25 protein-coding genes and 1 other annotated feature are annotated in these 19,592 nt (G+C 35.2%); of the genes, 2 read left to right on the top strand and 23 right to left on the bottom strand.

The features are described 5' to 3' along the window. Window positions 1-2 precede the first annotated feature (2 nt). Entirely contained in the window at window positions 3-185 is a 183-nt protein-coding gene (locus ACKF5P_RS11020) for a hypothetical protein (protein ID WP_408955250.1), read from the bottom strand. A 68-nt stretch (window positions 186-253) separates the two neighbouring features. Then, window positions 254-553, bottom strand: a complete 300-nt coding sequence (locus tag ACKF5P_RS11025) for a hypothetical protein (RefSeq protein ID WP_408955251.1) — start codon at window positions 551-553, stop codon at window positions 254-256. Between the two features lie 201 nt (window positions 554-754). Between ACKF5P_RS11025 and ACKF5P_RS11030 the strand changes: the two genes are divergently transcribed. After that, the gene (locus ACKF5P_RS11030) at window positions 755-1,222 is read left to right on the top strand and encodes a DUF3794 domain-containing protein (protein WP_408955252.1); all 468 of its coding nucleotides are present in this window, start codon (window positions 755-757) and stop codon (window positions 1,220-1,222) included. 53 nt (window positions 1,223-1,275) lie between these two features. On the opposite strand, the gene ACKF5P_RS11035 is transcribed toward ACKF5P_RS11030, so the two are convergent. The 18 genes from ACKF5P_RS11035 to ACKF5P_RS11120 all read right to left on the bottom strand — a co-directional run bounded on the left by ACKF5P_RS11035 (window position 1,276) and on the right by ACKF5P_RS11120 (window position 17,189). Further along, window positions 1,276-2,031 (bottom strand): hypothetical protein, encoded by a 756-nt coding sequence (locus tag ACKF5P_RS11035; protein WP_408955253.1) that lies wholly within the window; start codon window positions 2,029-2,031, stop codon window positions 1,276-1,278. Window positions 2,032-2,049: 18 nt separating this feature from the next. Beyond that, window positions 2,050-2,301, bottom strand: coding sequence for a hypothetical protein (locus ACKF5P_RS11040; RefSeq protein WP_408955254.1), 252 nt, complete (start codon window positions 2,299-2,301; stop codon window positions 2,050-2,052). Between the two features lie 163 nt (window positions 2,302-2,464). Beyond that, window positions 2,465-3,400 (bottom strand): hypothetical protein, encoded by a 936-nt coding sequence (locus tag ACKF5P_RS11045; RefSeq protein ID WP_408955255.1) that lies wholly within the window; start codon window positions 3,398-3,400, stop codon window positions 2,465-2,467. Window positions 3,401-3,460: 60 nt separating this feature from the next. Then, a complete protein-coding gene (locus ACKF5P_RS11050; protein WP_408955256.1) occupies window positions 3,461-3,769 on the bottom strand; it encodes a hypothetical protein in 309 nt (102 codons plus the stop codon). Between the two features lie 165 nt (window positions 3,770-3,934). Then, window positions 3,935-4,180: a hypothetical protein gene (locus ACKF5P_RS11055; protein ID WP_408955257.1), complete on the bottom strand. Its 246-nt coding sequence runs from the start codon at window positions 4,178-4,180 to the stop codon at window positions 3,935-3,937. A 464-nt stretch (window positions 4,181-4,644) separates the two neighbouring features. Next, window positions 4,645-4,965 carry a hypothetical protein gene (locus ACKF5P_RS11060; protein WP_408955258.1) on the bottom strand — a complete coding sequence of 107 codons (321 nt, stop codon included), beginning with the start codon at window positions 4,963-4,965 and terminating at the stop codon, window positions 4,645-4,647. A gap of 81 nt (window positions 4,966-5,046) precedes the next feature. Then, window positions 5,047-5,256: a hypothetical protein gene (locus ACKF5P_RS11065; RefSeq protein WP_408955259.1), complete on the bottom strand. Its 210-nt coding sequence runs from the start codon at window positions 5,254-5,256 to the stop codon at window positions 5,047-5,049. 125 nt (window positions 5,257-5,381) lie between these two features. Next, on the bottom strand, window positions 5,382-6,119 hold the full coding sequence (locus ACKF5P_RS11070) for a CAP domain-containing protein (RefSeq protein ID WP_408955260.1): 738 nt from the start codon (window positions 6,117-6,119) through the stop codon (window positions 5,382-5,384). Window positions 6,120-6,207: 88 nt separating this feature from the next. Next, window positions 6,208-7,212 carry a hypothetical protein gene (locus tag ACKF5P_RS11075; RefSeq protein WP_408955261.1) on the bottom strand — a complete coding sequence of 335 codons (1,005 nt, stop codon included), beginning with the start codon at window positions 7,210-7,212 and terminating at the stop codon, window positions 6,208-6,210. Window positions 7,213-7,304: 92 nt separating this feature from the next. Beyond that, window positions 7,305-7,571: a Veg family protein gene (locus ACKF5P_RS11080; protein ID WP_248618563.1), complete on the bottom strand. Its 267-nt coding sequence runs from the start codon at window positions 7,569-7,571 to the stop codon at window positions 7,305-7,307. Between the two features lie 104 nt (window positions 7,572-7,675). Further along, window positions 7,676-8,527 carry a 16S rRNA (adenine(1518)-N(6)/adenine(1519)-N(6))-dimethyltransferase RsmA gene (gene rsmA, locus ACKF5P_RS11085; protein ID WP_408955262.1) on the bottom strand — a complete coding sequence of 284 codons (852 nt, stop codon included), beginning with the start codon at window positions 8,525-8,527 and terminating at the stop codon, window positions 7,676-7,678. Window positions 8,528-8,537: 10 nt separating this feature from the next. Beyond that, window positions 8,538-9,071 carry a ribonuclease M5 gene (gene rnmV, locus ACKF5P_RS11090; RefSeq protein WP_408955263.1) on the bottom strand — a complete coding sequence of 178 codons (534 nt, stop codon included), beginning with the start codon at window positions 9,069-9,071 and terminating at the stop codon, window positions 8,538-8,540. Next, a complete protein-coding gene (locus ACKF5P_RS11095; protein ID WP_408955264.1) occupies window positions 9,064-9,666 on the bottom strand; it encodes a TatD family nuclease-associated radical SAM protein in 603 nt (200 codons plus the stop codon). The genes rnmV and ACKF5P_RS11095 overlap by 8 nt, the downstream gene beginning before the upstream one ends. Before the next feature lie 93 nt (window positions 9,667-9,759). Continuing rightward, window positions 9,760-10,524, bottom strand: a complete 765-nt coding sequence (locus ACKF5P_RS11100) for a TatD family hydrolase (protein WP_408955265.1) — start codon at window positions 10,522-10,524, stop codon at window positions 9,760-9,762. 8 nt (window positions 10,525-10,532) lie between these two features. Continuing rightward, window positions 10,533-12,455, bottom strand: coding sequence for a methionine--tRNA ligase (metG, locus tag ACKF5P_RS11105; RefSeq protein ID WP_408955266.1), 1,923 nt, complete (start codon window positions 12,453-12,455; stop codon window positions 10,533-10,535). A gap of 83 nt (window positions 12,456-12,538) precedes the next feature. Continuing rightward, window positions 12,539-12,752: a binding site (T-box leader), on the bottom strand. A gap of 158 nt (window positions 12,753-12,910) precedes the next feature. After that, a complete protein-coding gene (locus ACKF5P_RS11110) occupies window positions 12,911-14,167 on the bottom strand; it encodes a methyl-accepting chemotaxis protein (RefSeq protein ID WP_408955267.1) in 1,257 nt (418 codons plus the stop codon). A 130-nt stretch (window positions 14,168-14,297) separates the two neighbouring features. Then, entirely contained in the window at window positions 14,298-16,142 is a 1,845-nt protein-coding gene (locus ACKF5P_RS11115; RefSeq protein WP_408955268.1) for an ATP-binding protein, read from the bottom strand. A gap of 12 nt (window positions 16,143-16,154) precedes the next feature. Then, window positions 16,155-17,189, bottom strand: coding sequence for a DNA double-strand break repair nuclease NurA (locus ACKF5P_RS11120; RefSeq protein ID WP_408955269.1), 1,035 nt, complete (start codon window positions 17,187-17,189; stop codon window positions 16,155-16,157). 238 nt (window positions 17,190-17,427) lie between these two features. Between ACKF5P_RS11120 and ACKF5P_RS11125 the strand changes: the two genes are divergently transcribed. Continuing rightward, entirely contained in the window at window positions 17,428-17,673 is a 246-nt protein-coding gene (locus ACKF5P_RS11125) for an AbrB/MazE/SpoVT family DNA-binding domain-containing protein (protein WP_408955270.1), read from the top strand. Window positions 17,674-17,727: 54 nt separating this feature from the next. On the opposite strand, the gene rsmI is transcribed toward ACKF5P_RS11125, so the two are convergent. The 3 genes from rsmI to ACKF5P_RS11140 are packed head-to-tail and all read right to left on the bottom strand — an operon-like array spanning window position 17,728 to window position 19,590. After that, complete coding sequence (rsmI, locus tag ACKF5P_RS11130) at window positions 17,728-18,582, bottom strand: 16S rRNA (cytidine(1402)-2'-O)-methyltransferase (RefSeq protein ID WP_408955271.1); 855 nt, start codon at window positions 18,580-18,582, stop codon at window positions 17,728-17,730. After that, window positions 18,575-18,829 (bottom strand): GIY-YIG nuclease family protein, encoded by a 255-nt coding sequence (locus ACKF5P_RS11135; protein WP_408955272.1) that lies wholly within the window; start codon window positions 18,827-18,829, stop codon window positions 18,575-18,577. The genes rsmI and ACKF5P_RS11135 overlap by 8 nt, the downstream gene beginning before the upstream one ends. Before the next feature lie 8 nt (window positions 18,830-18,837). Continuing rightward, window positions 18,838-19,590 (bottom strand): tRNA1(Val) (adenine(37)-N6)-methyltransferase, encoded by a 753-nt coding sequence (locus ACKF5P_RS11140; RefSeq protein WP_408955273.1) that lies wholly within the window; start codon window positions 19,588-19,590, stop codon window positions 18,838-18,840. Window positions 19,591-19,592: the final 2 nt, after the last annotated feature.

Genomic DNA, 19,592 nt, shown 5'->3' on the forward strand with positions numbered 1-19,592 from the left:
ATTTAATCTAAATAACTCTGAACGTCTTCTAACAGAGACTGTAATAATTTCATCATTCTCTTTCCATTCTTAACAATTGCCTCAGTAACCTTTTGAAAATTTAATAATTCTTCTTTTAAAAAATAATTCTTCTCAATCAGCTTCTTACTCTCCTTAACTTCAATACTTAAAAAATTATCTAGCACTGCTTCTAAAAAAATAATCGCTTCTATCAAATCCAGTAGTTTATCTACTTCAATGCTGCTTGAAGCAATTATATTATCCTGATTATCTCTTTTTTTTTATCCTCACAACTACTCCCTGTTAATACCTCTTCCACTTTGCACTGTAATAAAATTTGTAGCTTTACACTGTCCTTCATCACAGCTAATACCTTATGTTGAAATTTAATAATATCTTGGGAGGAAGATGATTCTTTCTTAGAGATCCTTTGAATCTTTTCAGTTTGAGAGTTGAAAAAATAGGCTAAAGAGCTTTCTTCAAGAGAAATCGACTCCAACCTATTATTTAATAACTTTATTTCATCTTCTATTGATATTTTAAACTTTGACATCATCCTTCCTCCTCTAGCATTAAACATATAGAAAGCATATCTAATTTTAATCTATTAACTCTTTATATAATTATGGAAAGCTACTAGCAGATATTACTTTTTTTAAATAACTAAATCTAAAATAGTACTAACTAGTAAGAACAAAATCTCCGGTTGTGAATATAAATATAGTAGACTACTGCTAAAAGGAGGTTCTTTAGATTGGAAGATTTTAACGAAAAGGATAAGTTGTATGAATTAGTCACCATCGAAGAAGATCTTAAATGCTTACCATCCAATGCTGTTTGTAAAGAAATTATCAAAGAAAAAAGCCTAGTCATCCCCAAAGCAAAACCTGATATAGAACAATTGGCTAAAATACTGATCAGACCAAATATTATCTCCCATAAAATAATCAAGACCCCACAAGGCCCTAAAGTAATAATCAAAGGCAAGATAACACAAAAGATATTTTACGTAGCTGATAAACCAGAACAGACAGTCCATGCTGCCAAATTCACTTTCCCTTTTTGTACCTTTATTAGATTACCCAAAAGAGTTAAAATTGAAGATATTAAAATCAAAATAGAAGATGTGATCGTTCAATTGACTAGTAAAAGAAAGATTAATGAATGTGTTCTACTCTTTCTTGCTGTTATCCCTAAAAAGAAATGTTCTTCACCTTGTTGAGAAAAGTTTGATAGCTAAAGGAGGAGACTATTCTTCTCCTTTACTAGTTTACTCTACTCCTCAAAATCAGTATAAAACTTCTCTTCTTTATTTATCTTCACTCCACTAGCCTGATTTTGATAATCAAAATCTTGCTCTTGATCCTCTTCAACCTCTTCTGGATCATCTTCTAATTGCTTCTCTACCTGTTCAAAAGAAAATTGACTTTGCTGATCATCCTCGATATAGTATTGCTTTTGATGCTTTGCTCTAGAACTCCTTCCTTGACTAAGATCCTGATAGCATTTAAAAGAATCGACCTTCCTCTTAATCGAAGCTATCTCCCTTATTTTAATATGAACAAATAAATTTTTATCAATTAGGGTAATAAACTCATCTGTTATATCGCATAACACCCCTCTTAATTGACAGCAATCACCTCCTGTCATTACATTGACTACTAAAAACTCTCCTCTCTTCTCTTCAAGTCTTCTTTTTAAATTAATTAAATCTTTATCTCTTGGTGCTCTACATCTTTCTACTCTTAGGCTTGAGTCTAACTCTTCAGCTTGAGAGTTAACATCTGTTTCATCTTTAACTTTAGCTTCAACTTGACTCTTCGCTTCTTCCTTCTTTCTCTTTAACTTTTCTAAGTGGATCACTAAAAAATCAATCAGTTCTTCCTCAGTTTCACTTAAAGAATTATCAACTTCATAATCATCAAGTTTATTTAATAAAAAATCTATCTCTTCTATGGTAAAACTAGAATTATTAATTATTGAATTAGCATCTTGTAAAGAATCTAATAAACCTTCATTATATTCATTCATAACCTCTAACCCCCTTCCTTAGCTAGAACAATCATCATGTCCTTTGTGCCTTTTAACTCCTTCAATTGGCCTTTTTATAGCTACAATAGCATTAAGGAGAATCTCAGTCCTTAAGTTATTATTAAGCAGTACCAAAAAATCCTTCTCAACACTACATAAGATTCCTTTATGCTCACAACAGTTGGCCCCAGATTTAATTATAATCACAGTAAATTGACCTATCTGTCTTTTTATCTGCTCCTTAAAAGTAACTTTAGAATGATGCCCCACTATTTCAACCTCCTGATAACTCTTAAATTTTTAGCTTCTATTAAAATTTAATCTACTACTAAATGAAATATTACAAAATTTCTTTATCTCAAATTAAAAATTGAGCTAACTCCTAATGGAATTAGCTCAAATGGAATTAACCTATCAAATTTTAGCTTAAAATTTATAAGACTTGAAGACTTGTTTGTTGTTCTAACTCGTCATCTTCCTTCACTTGAGAATCTTTCTTCTCTTTTGTTTCATCATCTTTCCCTTCTTTCTTAGCAGCTGTACCAGCCTCCTTCTGGTATTCCTCTATTGTTGAAGGAGTCTGCTCTTGTGTAGATGACTCATCATCTGAGTCTGACTTATCATCTTTTTTTCTCTTCTTCTTCGATTTTATCTTCTCTAAGGCTGCTATCTTCTTGATTGGAACCTTAATCAAGCGATTACCATTAGCAAGTACGATTACAAAGTCACTATAAATTTCAAATAAGGCCCCAATAATCTCACAGCAACTATCTCCAGTTATAATGATCAGCTTAACAAAATCAAAATTCTTGACATGCTTTTTTAATTCTGCTTTAAAATCATGCCTACCTTTAGAACTTGAACTCTCTACTTTCTCTTCTTTAACCGCAATCAATTCCTCCCTTAATTCTTTAAGCTCTTCTTGTAACTCTTTAAAATTATCTGGCTGATTATCTGTTTTAGCAACTGTTTGACCTTTGTCTTTTTTAACCTCTTCCAACCCTTTTTCTAACTTATGTATTTTATCTTTTAAGCTAGTTAACTCACCTAATTTCCTGATTCTAATTGCTTCATCTTCCATCTCCTGTCCTCCTTTCTCTTCTTCAAATCTATCAACAAACTCCTCTTGCTCCTCAGTCAAAGCCTCTTCTTTAAAATCTGCTCTTTTAAGTGCTTGAGTCAGAAACTTTAATAATTGATCTGCATCCTTAGCTGTTAAGTCAATATCTTCACTATCTATTTCAGAGAAGTCATTTAATGAAGGAGTAGGAGGATTTTTTGTTGCTTGGCCCTTAGACTCTAATAATTCAATCATCAACCTCTCCAGCAATGCCTCTAAAAAATCTACATCTTTTAAATCTTCCTCCACCTATCTCTCCCCCCTTCCTAATTCAATTTGAAACACCTCGCTCTAATGATAATTTTATAGCTATTCCCACCATGCCTCCTCTTTGTCCGCAACATCTTCTTTATCTTCAACAGCTTTAAAATCTTTAACTTCTTCAACTTCATCACTCACAGCACAGATACAATCTATCCTAATATAAGTTTTAACACAGACATCATTACTAGCAATTAAGGTAATATATTCATCTCCTACTATCTCTCCTATACATCCAGTAAACTTACAACAGTTCTGCCCTGATTTAATTATGATAGTAATCGGTTTATTTTTCTTAGCAAAACCTTTCAATACTTTCACAAAATCTTTTCTTTTACTATGCTCAATCTCAGCCACTATGGCTCCCTCCTTTCTTTACCTTGACTAATTTATAATATGCCTTAAATTTATAAATTGTTAAACCATAAGCTTGTTATGTAATTCTAGAATGAATTAATTTTAGAATAGTTATTGGTCGGAGCTCGCTCCAACCAATAACTATTAATTCAGCTTATTGACTACTTAACAACCACAAGTTTCATCAATTACAGCACAGATACAGTCTATTCTGATAAATGTTCTATCACAGACATCATTAGGGTTAATCAAGGTCATATATTCGTCTCCTACTATCTCTCCTATACATCCAGTTAGTTCACAACAGTTGGCCCCTGAAGTAATTATAATTGTTACCGGTTTATTCTTCTTAGCTAAACGCCTTAACACACCTACAAAAGTCTTTCTTCTGTGGCTTTGAGTTTCAGCCATTCTACTCCCTCCTTTCTTAACTTGAGTTATTACATTATATGATTTCTGTGTCATACTGTTAATAAAATCGATAATCAACGACTAAATTTCCATTGAGCTATGAGCCTTCAACCTTCAGCCAGTTCAAAACCAAACCCCATCCCCTAATCCCTTTACGAGTCTCAAAAGACTCTTCTTTGTTATTATCTTAACTAAAAACAATGCTTTGTTTTCTCTTTTAGAAAAAGAGAAACTGAGTTTAGTACGAAGTGGTCGTTAGACCCGAAGGGCTAAGAAGAGTTATGAGGTTTTATTTTTAGGCTGATAGCTGACCCTACAAGTCTTAAAAAGACTCTTCGTAACAAAGAGCGTTTGCTGACGACTGAAAGCTTTTTTCTGATTAATATATCATATGCTCTCCCTCTTTTTTTGTTAATTCAAATCAAAAAAAGACGGCTAGAAATCTCCAGCCGTCCTTTGTCAAATTAATCATCATCTTCTATAGTTGTTGGTCGCTTTCTTCTTCTTCGTCTTCTTCTGCGTCTATCAACTTCAGCTGGCTCAATCACTGCACAAATAAATTCTGGTCTGATATACTTTCTAATACAAACATTACTGCTAGCGATTAAGACAACAAACTCATCTGTTACTTCTCCTACACACCCTGTCAATTCACAACAGTTTGCTCCTGACCTAACTATGACAGTTACTGGTTTATTGCATTTAGCTAAACGCTTCAATATCTTCAAAAAATCTTTCTTCTTAGGAGGTCTACGTCTTTGCTTTTTAGTAGTTTCTTCAGCCATCTTTATCCCTCCTTTCTGACTTGATTACTATATCTTATGCCCTACTTTTCTTTTTGTTAATCTGAATTAATTATCACTATTTCAAATCCAACTTTCTGCTGAAAATAGATTGATATAAGAACGCTTAATCTCTTCTTTATCGATATCTCTATCTCTAAGTTGAGTTCTTTGTTCTAGTTCTTTAGTCTTTTTTTGCTGAATAATTAAATAGTAACCAATAATTTTATATATGAAAATAATTCTATTCAATACCACCAATAAAAAAAATAGTTGAATAGTATAATTGCTCATTAATTACAATCATCCTCTCTATCAACTTTAATATATCTTATTAGAACAGTTGTAAAATTGTTCCTTATTTATAAAAAAGAAGGAGAAGTGGTTTTGAAATCACTTCTCCTTCTTAATTTAATCTGTTATTTTAAATTTGCAAAAATCTGAGTGTACATCCTACCATAACGTCCACCTTCAATAACTCCAATTCCAATATGAGTATAATCAGAGTGTAAGATATTCTCCCTATGTCCAGGGCTATTCATCAACTCCTGATGGGCCAACTCTACTCGCGATGCCCCCGCTAGATTCTCCCCAGCTATGTTATAACTAACATTTATTCTCCTCAACATATCAAAGGGAGAACCATAATTAGGAGATTGATGGCTAAAGTAATCTTCATCGATCATATCTTGACTTTTGGCCCTAGCTACCTTAACCAATTGATAATCGGTCTTTAGTTCATTCAATCCTCTCTCTCTTCGTTCTTGATTGACCAACTCCAACATCTCTCTTTCTGTAGTAGTCAAGCTCGTTACTTCCATTTCAGTCCAGTCAAACTCTTGGGCTACTTCATCTTGCTGATCTTTTTCATTCTCCTCTTCAACAATCTCCTCACCAGAGTTCTGCTCTGAACTATTTTGTTCGGTCTGATCCGACTCATCTACTTCAGGCTCACTAGCTTCTGTATCATCTTGACCTACAAGCCGCTCAAGAAAAAAGAAACCTAGTAAACCTTGCAAAAGATTTAAAAAACCACTTCCCGAAGATAAACCTAAACTACCAGTAGCTGCATAAGAAGTCTCCATTGTTGTCATAAGTACTGTGGGCATAATTAAAGCAAATATAAGTACTAAACTTACTAACTTTGTTGCTTTCATCTACTAGTCAGCCTCCTGTTACCTTAGTTAGTTTGATTATATCACAGCTACTTATTAAAAGTTACGGTAACATGTGGTAGTTAGCAACTTATAAAGATATATCTAAAGCTTCTAAAACATTATCAATTCTATTACAGATCGTACTCTTATCTGAGCCAGCAAATAATAAACCTACAACTTTATTATCATCATTAATAACTACCGAACCACTATCCCCAGGCATAGAAAAGGGATCTGTTACTATTTGATCTGTAAATACTGCTGATTCTGTATCAGATAGCTGTACATTAATTGTCACACCAATCGCTTTAATTCTTGATTTTGTAACTCCAGTCGTTCTACCACTCTTTTTGACCCTCATATTTACCACAGGTTCAGCTATCCCTTCTACTTCTCCTAAACCCATAACCTCTGTCCCAATCAATTCAGGCGATTTAGGCTTAGCTACAGCTGCATCAACCTTATTCTCTACTGTCATAGGTTCAATTTGATAAGGAAAATTTAATAATCTACCAAACCCATTCAATAACCTACTAACTCCTCGTAGCAAAGGACAAGTTGAAGGTTTTTCATTATAGATTGGTATAAATCGCTCTAAATGACCAATTACATCTTGTTCATCCTTCCCTCCATCATAACTACCTGGTTGTAAAATAATATCCCCTTTCTCAGCTCGACCATCACTTCCGTTTGTTATATTTGCTAGAACATGGTTATTAGATAAGATCAATTTCTCATCTGTTCTTTTATCTTTAACAACTACTCCAAAGGTTCCAGCTGTAATCTTATAATGTCCAATACTTACTCCAGGCTGAGCAGGTCTTAGCTTAGTAGTTCTAACTCTATCAGAACTCAGTAACTCTACTTTCCCAACTTCAATGACATCAGTCTTTTGTTGCTCAATAGTCTGGGGTATGATGTGATTTTTATTCAATTTATCTTTAGCCAGCTTATTCTCCACTAAAATCATAATACATTCTTCATTACTTCTTCTTCCGTTAACCTCTTTATAACCACAACCAACCCCCACTACGTTTTCTAAGGCAAAAATTTGAGATTTATATTTGTCAATTACACTTTTAACTCTCTTCATCATCTCCCTCCTTTCAGTTAATATCAGTTTATTCAACTGACTAACTTTTGTGAAAGGAAGGAAAATAAAAAAAACCCCTCAGCTGAGGAGTTTTAGATACTAATACATCCAATCTTCATATTATTTTCTTTGATCTTAATTTCAACAGTTTCAGTCAATACATCAGCATAACTATATGAAATACGGCGTGGAGTTTGATTATCATCAACCTTGACAACAAATACATTAGAGTATGTTTCTTCTAAAATACCCTCTTTCTCCATAATCTTACGTCGCCCCTGATTAGCTTTTAAGTGAACTTCTTTACCTACAAAAGAATCCAAGTCACTCTTAATCTGGTTTAAAATATTATTTGACATCTCTACCCACCCTTCTAGACTTTCTCTTACTAATTATACCAAAAATAATATAACAAGTCAAATAACTAATTATAACAAACTAAGACATAATTATCAACTGCCTGTTAATTCTCTTTTTTTAATCTATAAAGTTTATTGCTCAAACCAGCAAATTCTTCTAAACTTAATTTTTCCCCTCTAACTCGCGAGTCAATTCCCACCTCTTCTAAAGCCTGTTCAACTACTTCTCGACTCAAATTAATATTAGCTGCTTTACTCAATGAATTCTTAATCATCTTCCTTCGTTGTTGGAAAGAGGCTCGAATTACTTTAAAGAAAAAATCTTCATCTATTACTTCAACCCTCGGCTTCTCTAATGTCTTTAATGAAATGACAGCTGATTCGACTTTAGGCTGAGGAATAAAGACAGAGGAAGGAACCTTAAATTCAATCTCAGCTTGAGTATAATATTGTACCCCAAAAGATAAAACACCATAACTTTTTTCTCCAGGCTGAGCTACCATCCTCTCTGCTACCTCTTTTTGTACCATTACAAAGATTTCTGTTACATTAAAACCTTCCTCTAACAACCTCCTTAAGATTGGAGTTGTGATATAATATGGTAAGTTAGCAACTACCTTATAATCTCCTCCTGCTAATTGATCAAAGTCAACCTCTAAAGCATCACCCTCAACAATCTCTACATTATCATAAGCAGCTAAATTATCTTCTAAAACAGGAATCAATCTCTGATCTATCTCAACAGCAATCACCTTCCCAGCAGATTGGGCCAACTTCTCTGTCAAAGCACCAATCCCCGGGCCAATCTCAATCACCGTCTCATCTTCTGTTAGATCTGCTACTTTCACTATCTGATCTAAAATACTAGTATCAACTAAAAAGTTCTGTCCTAATCCCTTCTTTAATCTTAGATCATTCTCCCTTAATATCTCTCTAGTCCTCTTTGCAATTTCCATTAATTTCACCTCAATTAAACTTTTCTAACGCAGCAATAAACTCTTCTCGGCTGATCTGATAACTATTTAAACGTTGTAAAAACTGCTTACCATTAGCATACCCAATTCCTAACTCTTTACCGACCTTCGTTCGTAACTCCCTTGCTCCTGTTTGACCTATTAAGCCCGTCATCACTAGATCATCCTTGCTGAATTGCTCCACCTTCTCTATATGTGTCACCTTAGCTTTAGCTAAAGCCTCCCTAATCGATTTTGGATTAGCATTTTCAATTCCAATATCCCCTGCTTGCCAAGCTTCAGATTGGCTCAAATAAGCATCCTTGCAACCAGCTACCTCTGCTTTTATTCTCTTGCGAATCAAGTTACCAGCATGATCTGGATCGGTAAAGATAATAACCCCTTTTCTCTGCTGGGCCAACTTAATTCTCTTCATCACCTCATCTGATAATGAAAACCCCTGCGTTACTATTACCTCAGCATCAACCGCTGCCTTAACTGCCGTTAAATCATCCCTACCTTCAACTACAACTACTTCTTTAATCATCTTCAGAAAAACTCCTCACCCGAAATTCAACATCTAAACCCTCTGCTAACTCCTTTGCACCATCTATATCTATCCCTCTATGATCAACTACTGAAACGATAACTTTAGGGATAAACTTCTTTGCCTCTTTGATAAATTCAACCATTCCTACAAATGCTTCTTCTCCAAACTCTGACTGGCACAGCTTCTGATAAGCTTCAGCAGTAGAAGTATTTAAACTAATCGAAATAATATCGATCAACCCTTCTAGCTTTGGTACTATATTTTCTTGATGTATCAAGTTAGCTTGACCATTAGTATTCAATCTAATCTTAAGCTTAGGATAATTCTCCTTTAAAAATTTACTCGTTTCAACTAAGACATCTATCCTAATCAAAGGCTCACCATAACCACAATAAACTACCTCTTGATATTTATTAACATCTTCCTCTTTTAACTCTGCAACAACCTCTTCAATTGTTGGCTCTTGATCAAGCCACAATTCATAGCCACCAACCCCCGCCTGAAACCTTCTAATACAAAACTTACAATCATTGCTACATTGATTAGTCAAGTTAAGATATAATTTATCCCCTATCTGATATGATATCGTCATCTCTATCCACTCCTATTTAAATTGACAATTTATAATGTGTGATTATTAAATTAAGGTACTGGTTACTTAAGTAGCCAGTACCTTAATTAGCTATTAGTAAATATTAAATAACTTCCTTGCATTAACAGTTGTCTGTTGGGCAACCTCTTCTAGGCTAACCCCTTTTATCTCAGCTACCTTCTTTGCTACCTCTTTAACATAACTTGGCTCATTACGTTGGCCCCGATGAGGATCTGGAGTCAAATAAGGAGCATCAGTCTCTAACAAAATTTTATCCAGAGAAACTTTTTCAACCACCTTTCGTAATTTACTAGCATTATTAAAAGTAATTACTCCTCCAAAGGCTAAATGAAAGCCAAGCCGTAACACCTTCCGTGCTACATTAAAATCATAAGCATAACAGTGCATCACACCTTCTAAATCAGTTGCTTCTTCTTTTAAAATCTTCAACGTATCATCTTGGGCATCTCTACTATGAATCACAACAGGTAATCCAACCTCTTTAGCTACCTGTAACTGCTCTCTAAAGACTTGCTGTTGAACCTCTCGTGGAGAATTATCATAATGATAGTCAAGTCCTATCTCCCCGATAGCAATTACTTTCTCTTGCCGGGCCAACTCCTTTAATCTTTGATAATCATCTGCTGTTACCATTTTAGCTTCATGAGGATGAACACCAACACTAGCGTAAATAAAATCATATTCCTTAGCCAACTCAACCGAATTCTCACTTGATTGCATATCAGCACCAACATTAATAATCGTACTGATCCCTTCTTTTTTTGCTCTGGCAATTACTTCTTGACGATCTCTTTTAAAACGATCAAAATCCAAATGAGCATGAGTATCAGTTAACATATTATCACCTACTTTACTTGAGCTCCAGCAGCAATATCACGATCAACTGTTGTTATTGTTAGATCGCCCTCATCGTTAGAAGCTGCTAGGATCATTCCATTAGATTTAACCCCAAAAATAGTCGCTGGTTCAAGATTAGCAACCATTACAATTCTCTTACCAACTAACTCTTCTGGAGCATAATGCTTAGAAATTCCTGCTACTAATTGTCGCTCTTCAGCGCCTAAATCAACCTGAACCTTAAGTAATTTATCACTACCTTCAATCTTTTCTGCTTCTAACACCTCTGCTACCCTCAAATCCAACTTGCCAAACTGCTCAAAGTTAATATAATCTTGCTCTGACATCTTACCTTCCTCCTCTTCAACTTCTTCTAATTGTTCATAATACTCTTCTAAATCAATTCTTGGAAAGATTGGTTCACCACTATTGACTTTAGTTCCTGCTTCTAATTGCCCTTTAGTTAAAGCATCATCCCAACTTTGCTCTGTTAAATCTGTTACAATTCCTAACTGCTCCCAAATCTTAGCTGGTGCTTGAGGCATAAAAGGTACTAATACAATAGCAATCCTTCTTAAATTATCTAATAAATTATATAAAACCGTCCCTAACTTATCACGCTTTGTTTCATCTTTAGCTAAAACCCAAGGCTCTGTCTGGTCGATATACTTATTAGTCCGTCTAATCAAGACCCATAACTCTTCTAAAGCAGTACTGAACTGTAACTGCTCAATATTTTCTGCCACTGCTGCTAACGACTCTTGAGCTACCTGCTCTAACTCCTGATCAAACTCTGTCTCTACTGTTGCAGCAGAAATCTGACCATCAAAGTACTTATCGACCATTGCCACTGTTCGATTCAATAAATTACCTAAATCATTGGCCAAATCAGCATTAATTCGCTGAATAAATGACTCAGTAGAATAAGAACCATCAGAACCAAAAGCAATCTCCCGTAATAAGTAATAACGGACAGCATCAACTCCAAAATCATCGATCAACTTAACTGGATCAATTACATTCCCTTTTGATTTAGACATCTTACCCCCTTCTACCAATAGGAAGCCATGTCCAAACACCTGCTTAGGTAAAGGCAGATCAGCTGCCATCAAGATCGCGGGCCAAATCACTGTATGGAACCGTAAAATATCCTTACCAACTATATGAATATCAGCCGGCCAAAACTTATTAAACTTCTCTTCATTTCGCCTAAAATCAATCCCTGTCAAATAACTAGTTAAAGCATCAAACCAAACATAGATCACATGATCATCATCAACGGGAACTGGAATCCCCCAATCAAAGGTTGTCCGAGAGACACATAAATCCTCTAAGCCATCCTTAATAAAGTTGATCATCTCATTTCTCCGCTTAGCAGGTTGGATAAAATCAGGATGCTCTTCGATAAAGTCTAATAACTGCTCTTCATACTTTGACATCTTAAAGAAGTAACTTTCTTCCTCCATCCATTCAACTTCCCGATTACAGTCAGGGCAATTATTCTCCTCATCTAATTGTCTTTCCTTCCAGAATGTTTCACATGGAGTACAATAATAGCCTTGGTACTTATCATTATAAATATCTCCCTGATCATAAACCTTCTTAAAAATCTGCTGTACATCCAACTTATGCTCTTCACTTGTAGTTCTGACAAACTCTGTATAATCCACCTCAAGCTTATCCCATAACAGTTTGAATGTATCTACTATTCCATCAACATATTCAAGTGGCTCTTGATCATGTTTAGCAGCTGTTTGAGCAATCTTTTGTCCATGCTCATCAGAGCCTGTAATCAATTCTGTTTGATAGCCCTGTAACTCCTTAAACTTAACGATTGTGTCAGCTGCAGTAGTAGTATAGGTATGACCAATATGCAACTTGTCATTTGGATAATAAATCGGTGTTGTAACATAAAAAGTCTTATCACTCATTTTCTATCTTCAACTCCTTTTTTATTTTTAACTATTCATTATTCACCATTAAATATTAAATGTAAAAACCCCCCATCCCTAAAGTTAGGGACGAGAGGTTTCATCGCGGTACCACCCTAATTGCTATCACTATAGCCACTCTCTAGCTCAATAACGGTAGCTAACCGTTCTAGCCTACTGAACTTCAACTAGCCAACTTCAGGGCCATCTTCAATACTCCTCTCATTCTGGTTCTCAGCTTCCCCAGTTCTCTGTAAATAAGATGGTCGTACTTACTCTCCCCTTCAATGCCTTTGTTCAATATTAATTTTATCTATCAATGGAAAAATCCCTTCGTGATCGATAAGTGCCCTAAAGACCTTGGGCACTTATCTTTTCTACTACTCTTATGTATTATCATACCAATCTACTTTAAAAATATACACCATCAGAGTAGATTTGTCAAGAGCTCAGCCTTATTGATCATACAATTCAACCTCATCTGTTAACTCATTTAAATCATTGATCATCTGATCGAGTTGACCTGCAATAGCAGCGGTCTGTTGAGCTTCAGCAGACTGCTCTTCACTTATTGCAGCAACTTCTTCAGCCGAAGCAGCAACCTCTTCAGTAAAACTAGCCATTTCATCTACCGCACAAAGAACCTGCTCCAAAGTTGAATCCATACTATTAACCCGCCCTTTAATATTTACAAAAACCTCATCTGCTTGATTTATAATCTCCATTCCAGCTTCAGCCTTATCACGTCCACCCTTCATTGCTTCTACAGTATTTTCAGAACGCTCCTTCATCTTGCTAATTAAGCCAACGATATCTTCAGCTGCTGTATTCGATTCAACTGCTAATTGTCTAATCTCCTCTGCCACTACTGCAAAGCCTTGCCCATGCTCCCCAGCCCGTGCTGCTTCAATACTAGCATTGAGGGCCAACAAATTTGTCTGCTCCGCTATATTAGTAATTACATTGACAAACTGACTAATCTCTTGAGTAAAGTCATTTAATTGATCTACCGTAGTAGCTGATTGATTAATCGTTTGATTGACCTCCTTCATTGAATTAACAGCATCATTAATAATTTCGGTTCCTTCATTAGCAGCTTGAGAAATATCCTTAATCGAAACTTGCTCTTCATCAGTAGTTACTCCACCTATCTTTTGCAGATCAGTTGCTAAACTTTGAACCAAACTAACTTGACGTTCTGAACTACTTGCTACTTGCTGAATAGCCGCAGAAGCTTGTTCAGCCATCTCACCTGATTCATCAGATGCTGTAGATAGATCATCACTGATCTTATTGGTCTTTTCTGTTGTACGATCAATTTGTTCCATCATCTGAGACATATTATTTATTACCTGATTTAACTCCCGTTGTAAGAAACCAACCTCATCATTCCGCTTAACATCTAAAGCCTCAAATTCAAAATTTCCTTCCCCCATCGCCTGTAGCATAGTAGCCATCTGCTTAACCGGGCCAATAATCAGCTTGTTAGTCAAATATAAGATCACAAGTGTAATTACTATCGTGTTTACAAGTGTCGCAATATAAACAGAAAATTCTCCTTGGTAAATATGTTGATTAATTAAATTATTCAGCCAACCTCCAATTACTGGGCCAATTAATACAGCTAAAATCGTCCAAAATAGAAACTTAACCCGTAAACTAATCCCTCCACCACTCTTAAAATCAGCTAAATCATTTAGATTTTTACTCAATTTAATCCTCCTCTATATAACTTTTTCCCTCTTAATAATAATTCTTTCAAAAAGCCCTAATCCCTTGTGAAATTTATGTGAATTTGAGTTTAATTGATATATTATGACACTAAGCGACATAATATATCAATTACTCTTTAATCTGATAACTCTTATCCCCTAAAAATGAATCTTCAGCAACTATCAACCCTTCCTCTGCCAATAGATTTAATTTCTGTCGTAACTGTTCAACATCTAACGTTACGCCTAACCGTTGATTAATCGCTTCTAGTTTAAAAGCTATATTATTGCCCGCAACCGGCAACTCCTCAACAACTGCTTCATATAATCGTTCTAGCTCAAGATTACTTTGCTCTTTTAGTTCCTCAAAAGGATTTTTAGTATGAGGACTTGTCGTCTTAGCGACCCTAATTCGGATTGCTAGAGTTCTGCCAAAGATTGCTGAAGATACAAAAGCATCCCCTGAACGCAAATAAGGCAATCGCTTAGCTTCATCTGCCGTTAAATCGGTTTCCTGCTTGATCGTTTCAATATCAGTTGCTCTCACAGTTCTGAAGACAAATTTAGTATTCAATTGAGCCGTCACCGTCTCATCAAGCAATGTTGGCCGCTGTGTCGCTAAGATTAAGAATGTACCATACTTCCGCCCTTCCTGAGCTATCTCCTTAATAATCTTGTTAGCTGGCGATTGATAGCCCTTCGGAGCAAAGTTATGTGCCTCATCAGTAGCCACTACAAATGGAGGAAAATAGTCAGCCTCTTGACGCCGATATTGAGCATCTTTGTAATCACGCCGTTTCCGATATAAAGTCCCTAATGCATATGTAGCAAAGACCTGTAACAGCCAGATTGGCCCTTGAATTACAACCAGTTTTCTAGCTCTAACACCTTCTTCTATCTGATCAATACTATGCCTAAATAATCCTTCCCTCTTTAATCTACCCAACCTCCAAGCTAAGCCACTAATTGAACTGGCTGGTAGATCACCAAACTCCCTTAATAGACCTAAATAATTATTATACTCCTCTTTTTGATTTCCTGTGACAGCTCCATTCTTCAGATCACGTTCAATTCTATTTTGGCCCAATCTCTGTGCCTCTTGTAAATCACCTAATCGCTGATCAAAAGTCAACAAACTATCGTTTTTTTGGTGTAACTTCTGAACAGCATTGATCATTGAATCACTCAAATCACTAGCTGCTGCCAATAAGTCGCTCAAATCCTTACTGGACAGCTCAACAAAATTAACGCCTACATCTTGGCCAATCTGATAAACTGCAAACTTATCACTAAAATCAACCTGCTCTTCCTCTTCTAAAGCAGGAAAAGAAGTAGCAAAATCCATTTCAAAATGAGGATCAAAGACGATCGTTGGAATCTCCAACTTCATTAATTCTTCTAAAATCACCCTCATCCCAAATGATTTACCTGATCCCGAACCACCAATAATCCCGATATGGGGATACTTATGCATTGCCTTTAGTTTAAAATTAAAAGGAATCCCTTCTTGTTCAATCACCTGATCATCTTTCAATAAAGGAGCAATCCCTTTTAAGTTATCATCCATTCCAGAAGCCATCTCTTCTGTTCCTTTAATTACTCCTAAAACCAACCCTTCTTTAGGCTCCTCTTTAACCAATAAGTCCTTGACCTCATCAAAACTAGGTACATCTACATCGGCCCCAGTCTGAATCGGATAAGGCGCCTCTTCTAACAATCTCACTTTAGCAATATTTATCTCATCCTCTGCTAAATTATAGCCTATACTCTTTAAAGATTCAATCACTCCTTGATCAACAAAGCTTTTATCCATTGATAATGGGATATAGCGATTATAAGATTGAGTTTCAATTACCTCCCCTAATGGATAATTCAATTCAGCATCAATTATCTTTAACATCTCATTAATCCTAAATTTTCGTTCTTGTGAAGCAACATAGACCTGCTGTTGAGTTGTCAAACCTACTATCTGCATCTAATCACCCCCCTAATAAATTCGGTCTAAAGATTTAGCATGAAACAATTTCTGCTTTAATCTAGGATCTAAATAATTATCGATCAACAATTCCATCATCTTATCAGTAATTCTTACCTCATCATCAACAATATCTAACCAGATCGGAATTCCTCTCCCACTTGCCGGGGTTAGAGATTGAACCAAAGCAGCAACTAAATCCAGTTCCTCTTGTTGTTCCTTTAAGATATCAAGCCCAATCACCCCTGGATCACGAGTTGTCCTTAAAAAGGCCGAAGTCAACGTCTTCTCTTTAAAACTATCAACCTTCTCTAATTTTATCATCTCTTCCATCTCTAGTAAACCAAATAATAATTCTCGATCATACATCTCTATCATCTTGGCAGGTAGATCATCTGCTAAGTTTTTACTCAAATCATTCGTTCCAATCTCCTCTATAACTCCTACTAAAAAAACATTCTTTTTTAAGGCCAACTCCACTAACCCTCTCCATTCCTCTTCAGCTTGCATCTGATATCTGATCAATGAACCATCCATCATGATCAATTTAGGATTCCACTTTAAGATACTCTCTTTAGCTACTAAGATCTCTAAAGCAGCTAATAGAGAGCTTTTAATCTTACCTGCTGCCTCCTGAGGATAAACCACAGCCTCTTCATCCTCACGAGCCAAATTATCCTTATAAATCTTTTTAAGAATCTTATCCCGATCCTCATCAATTAGAGGACTAAAAGCTTCATGCTTGATAACCCCCTCCTTTTTCCTATCTGTACTCTTAGCTAAAGCCTGTAATAAAGTAATATAATGAGGATAATTTTTACCCAATGTGTTGATCGAACCATCTACCCCTACGACATCTTGCCCAGCTAACCACTCTTTAATCTCTGTGTCGCCCATTTTAGTTACAGTTACAAACCGACCTATCTCTTGACTAATTAAACCTCTTAATTGTTCTTTATCTAAGTTTGCTTGATTTTGATACTTAGCTTTCAACTTCTGATTACAATCCTTCAATAATGATTTTAAACCAGGTGTTATCTCCAACATTCTATCACCAACCTTTATTTTTTCTTCAAGACTAACGGGCTATTCCCTTCTTTTGTAAAAAAAAAACTTTATTGACTTTTAGAATAAATTTTAGTATAAATTGTTTTGGGTGTTTTGTCGAAAAAAGATTTATTAACTGAAATTTTATTGAAACCATTGACTTATATTGAAAAATATGTTATTATTTATCTAGACATTGTCGAATAACCGAGTAAAAAGAAATTAAGGAGGAATTTAGATGAAATCAACAGGAATTGTAAGAAAGGTAGACGAATTAGGACGAGTTGTAATTCCAATTGAGTTAAGAAGGACTTTAAATATTGAAAATAAAGATGCTTTAGAAATTTATGTAGATCAAGAAAAAATCATCTTTAAAAAATATGAACCTGCTTGTATCTTCTGTAATAATGCAGATGATATCACTAACTTCAAAGGAAAAAATATCTGCCCTGAATGCTTAGAAGAAATGTCACGTTCAGCTTAAATTTTAAATAACATATATAAGTAATAGAGGGCATTGATGATCAATGCACCTCTATTACTTATCAACTTTAATCTTAATTCCAATCTGATAAACCTCACTTTTAGGCAAGTCACGCTCTTGAGCGACCTTCTTAATTGCTTCCTTCTTAGTTAATCCTTCTTCCATTCTTTGCTTAAGGTGTTCTAAAATAGAAAGACCTTTCCAATTAGGCCCTTCTAACTCTTGTTGTTTACCTTGTTTACCCTCTAAAACAAAGGTTATCTCTCCTTGTGGAGCTTTTCTTTGAAACTTTTCTAATACTTCGCTGACCAAACCATCAACCTTCTCCTCAAACTTTTTAGTCAGCTCTCTACAAACTACTATCTCTCTATCTCCTAAAATTTCTAATATATCCTTTAAGGTAGCTACTAGACGATGTGGAGCTTCATAACAGACTATCGTTCTCTCTTCAGCCTTTAATTGCTCCAAATAACCCTTTCGCTCTTTATTTTTGCGTGGTAAAAAGCCCTCAAAGACAAATCTATCAGTTGCTAAACCAGAAACAACTAAACTGCTTGTCACAGCCGTTGGCCCGGGAATAGGAATTACATTTATACTTTGTTTACGCAATAGTTTAATTAGTTCATACCCTGGATCAGAAATACCTGGCATTCCTGCATCAGAGACTAGAGCTATATTAAAACCCTCCTCTATCTTACTCAGTAACTGTTTACTCTTGCTGAGTGCATTATGTTCATGGTAACTGGTTAATTTAGTCTTGATTTGATAGTGATTTAATAATTTCTGAGTTCGCCGTGTATCTTCAGCAGCAATTAAATCAACTTCTTTCAAAATATCTAAAGCCCGCAGAGTAATATCACCTAAATTTCCAATTGGAGTCCCACAGACATATAAAGCCCCATCACTCATCTAACTCCCCCTTAATCAACTTCAACTTCTGTTGCCGTGTCAACTGCTTAATCACGTATTCTCTCCTTTGAGCCTGACTACGCGTTGTATACTCTTCTGTATGACATAACCTAACTGGCCCTCTGCCTCGAGTATATTTGGCCCCTCTTCCTTGATTATGCTCCTTAATCCTTCTCTTTACATCTGTTGTATACCCTGTATACAATGTATCGTCACTACATTGTACAATATAAACATAGTGTTCCATAAAATAATTTATCCATTCCTCTCCGGATAATAAATTTCCTTTATTTGTTCAGTATACTCACCTTCATTATTATAAACAATAAACGGTGGTAAAACCTCAAGGCCAACTCCTCCACCTTTACTAGCTTCTAATAAAAACAAGTTAGCATTACTATCTTCTTGAGAATAAATTAGCCTTAAGCTTTTAGCTGCCAAATTATAGTCCGCTAATAATGCCAATAACTCAGCTAAACGCTGAGTTCGATATACATAAGCTACTTTTCCTCCATATTTAACTAACTGACTACTTGCTTTGATCACATCTTCCAAATTACATTTTAACTCATGGCGAGCTATCGCTATACTATTTTCGGAATTTATTCTTCCGCTATCTTTTTTTAAATATGGTGGATTACTTACAATGTAATCAAAGCTTTCTGTACCAAAATATTCTACCGCTTCTTTTAAATTAACTTCTCTAAATTTTAACCTATCTTCTAAATTATTATAATTAGCACTACGTCTAGCCATATCAATCAATTTAGTTTGGATATCAATTCCATAAACCTGCTTAACTTTAAATTTAGCTTGAATTAAATGAGGGATAATCCCATTACCTGTCCCTAAATCTAGTACTAAGTCATTCTTTTTGGGATTAACAAAATTAGCAAGTAAAACTGCATCTAAAGAAAAACAAAAATAATTATGATTTTGAATTAATCTTAAGTTATCAATTAATAGTTCATCTAATCGTTCATCTTCCTTAAGTTTAACATCTGTCATTC

Origin of the sequence: Natroniella sp. ANB-PHB2 (assembly GCF_046097105.1) — a bacterium.
Classification (GTDB): domain Bacteria; phylum Bacillota; class Halanaerobiia; order Halobacteroidales; family Halobacteroidaceae; genus Natroniella.

Coding starts and splice junctions, on each gene's coding strand:
- ACKF5P_RS11055 (WP_408955257.1), bottom strand. CDS start 4,180: ATGGCTGAAACTCAAAGCCACAGAAGAAAGACTTTTGTAGGTGTGTTA.
- ACKF5P_RS11060 (WP_408955258.1), bottom strand. CDS start 4,965: ATGGCTGAAGAAACTACTAAAAAGCAAAGACGTAGACCTCCTAAGAAG.
- ACKF5P_RS11070 (WP_408955260.1), bottom strand. CDS start 6,119: ATGAAAGCAACAAAGTTAGTAAGTTTAGTACTTATATTTGCTTTAATT.
- ACKF5P_RS11065 (WP_408955259.1), bottom strand. CDS start 5,256: ATGAGCAATTATACTATTCAACTATTTTTTTTATTGGTGGTATTGAAT.
- ACKF5P_RS11075 (WP_408955261.1), bottom strand. CDS start 7,212: ATGAAGAGAGTTAAAAGTGTAATTGACAAATATAAATCTCAAATTTTT.
- rsmI (WP_408955271.1), bottom strand. CDS start 18,582: ATGAGTGATGGGGCTTTATATGTCTGTGGGACTCCAATTGGAAATTTA.
- ACKF5P_RS11100 (WP_408955265.1), bottom strand. CDS start 10,524: ATGTTAACTGATACTCATGCTCATTTGGATTTTGATCGTTTTAAAAGA.
- ACKF5P_RS11115 (WP_408955268.1), bottom strand. CDS start 16,142: ATGCAGATAGTAGGTTTGACAACTCAACAGCAGGTCTATGTTGCTTCA.
- ACKF5P_RS11035 (WP_408955253.1), bottom strand. CDS start 2,031: ATGAATGAATATAATGAAGGTTTATTAGATTCTTTACAAGATGCTAAT.
- ACKF5P_RS11125 (WP_408955270.1), top strand. CDS start 17,428: ATGAAATCAACAGGAATTGTAAGAAAGGTAGACGAATTAGGACGAGTT.
- ACKF5P_RS11135 (WP_408955272.1), bottom strand. CDS start 18,829: ATGGAACACTATGTTTATATTGTACAATGTAGTGACGATACATTGTAT.
- rnmV (WP_408955263.1), bottom strand. CDS start 9,071: ATGATTAAAGAAGTAGTTGTAGTTGAAGGTAGGGATGATTTAACGGCA.
- ACKF5P_RS11120 (WP_408955269.1), bottom strand. CDS start 17,189: ATGTTGGAGATAACACCTGGTTTAAAATCATTATTGAAGGATTGTAAT.
- ACKF5P_RS11140 (WP_408955273.1), bottom strand. CDS start 19,590: ATGACAGATGTTAAACTTAAGGAAGATGAACGATTAGATGAACTATTA.
- ACKF5P_RS11095 (WP_408955264.1), bottom strand. CDS start 9,666: ATGACGATATCATATCAGATAGGGGATAAATTATATCTTAACTTGACT.
- metG (WP_408955266.1), bottom strand. CDS start 12,455: ATGAGTGATAAGACTTTTTATGTTACAACACCGATTTATTATCCAAAT.
- ACKF5P_RS11080 (WP_248618563.1), bottom strand. CDS start 7,571: ATGTCAAATAATATTTTAAACCAGATTAAGAGTGACTTGGATTCTTTT.
- ACKF5P_RS11025 (WP_408955251.1), bottom strand. CDS start 553: ATGTCAAAGTTTAAAATATCAATAGAAGATGAAATAAAGTTATTAAAT.
- rsmA (WP_408955262.1), bottom strand. CDS start 8,527: ATGGAAATTGCAAAGAGGACTAGAGAGATATTAAGGGAGAATGATCTA.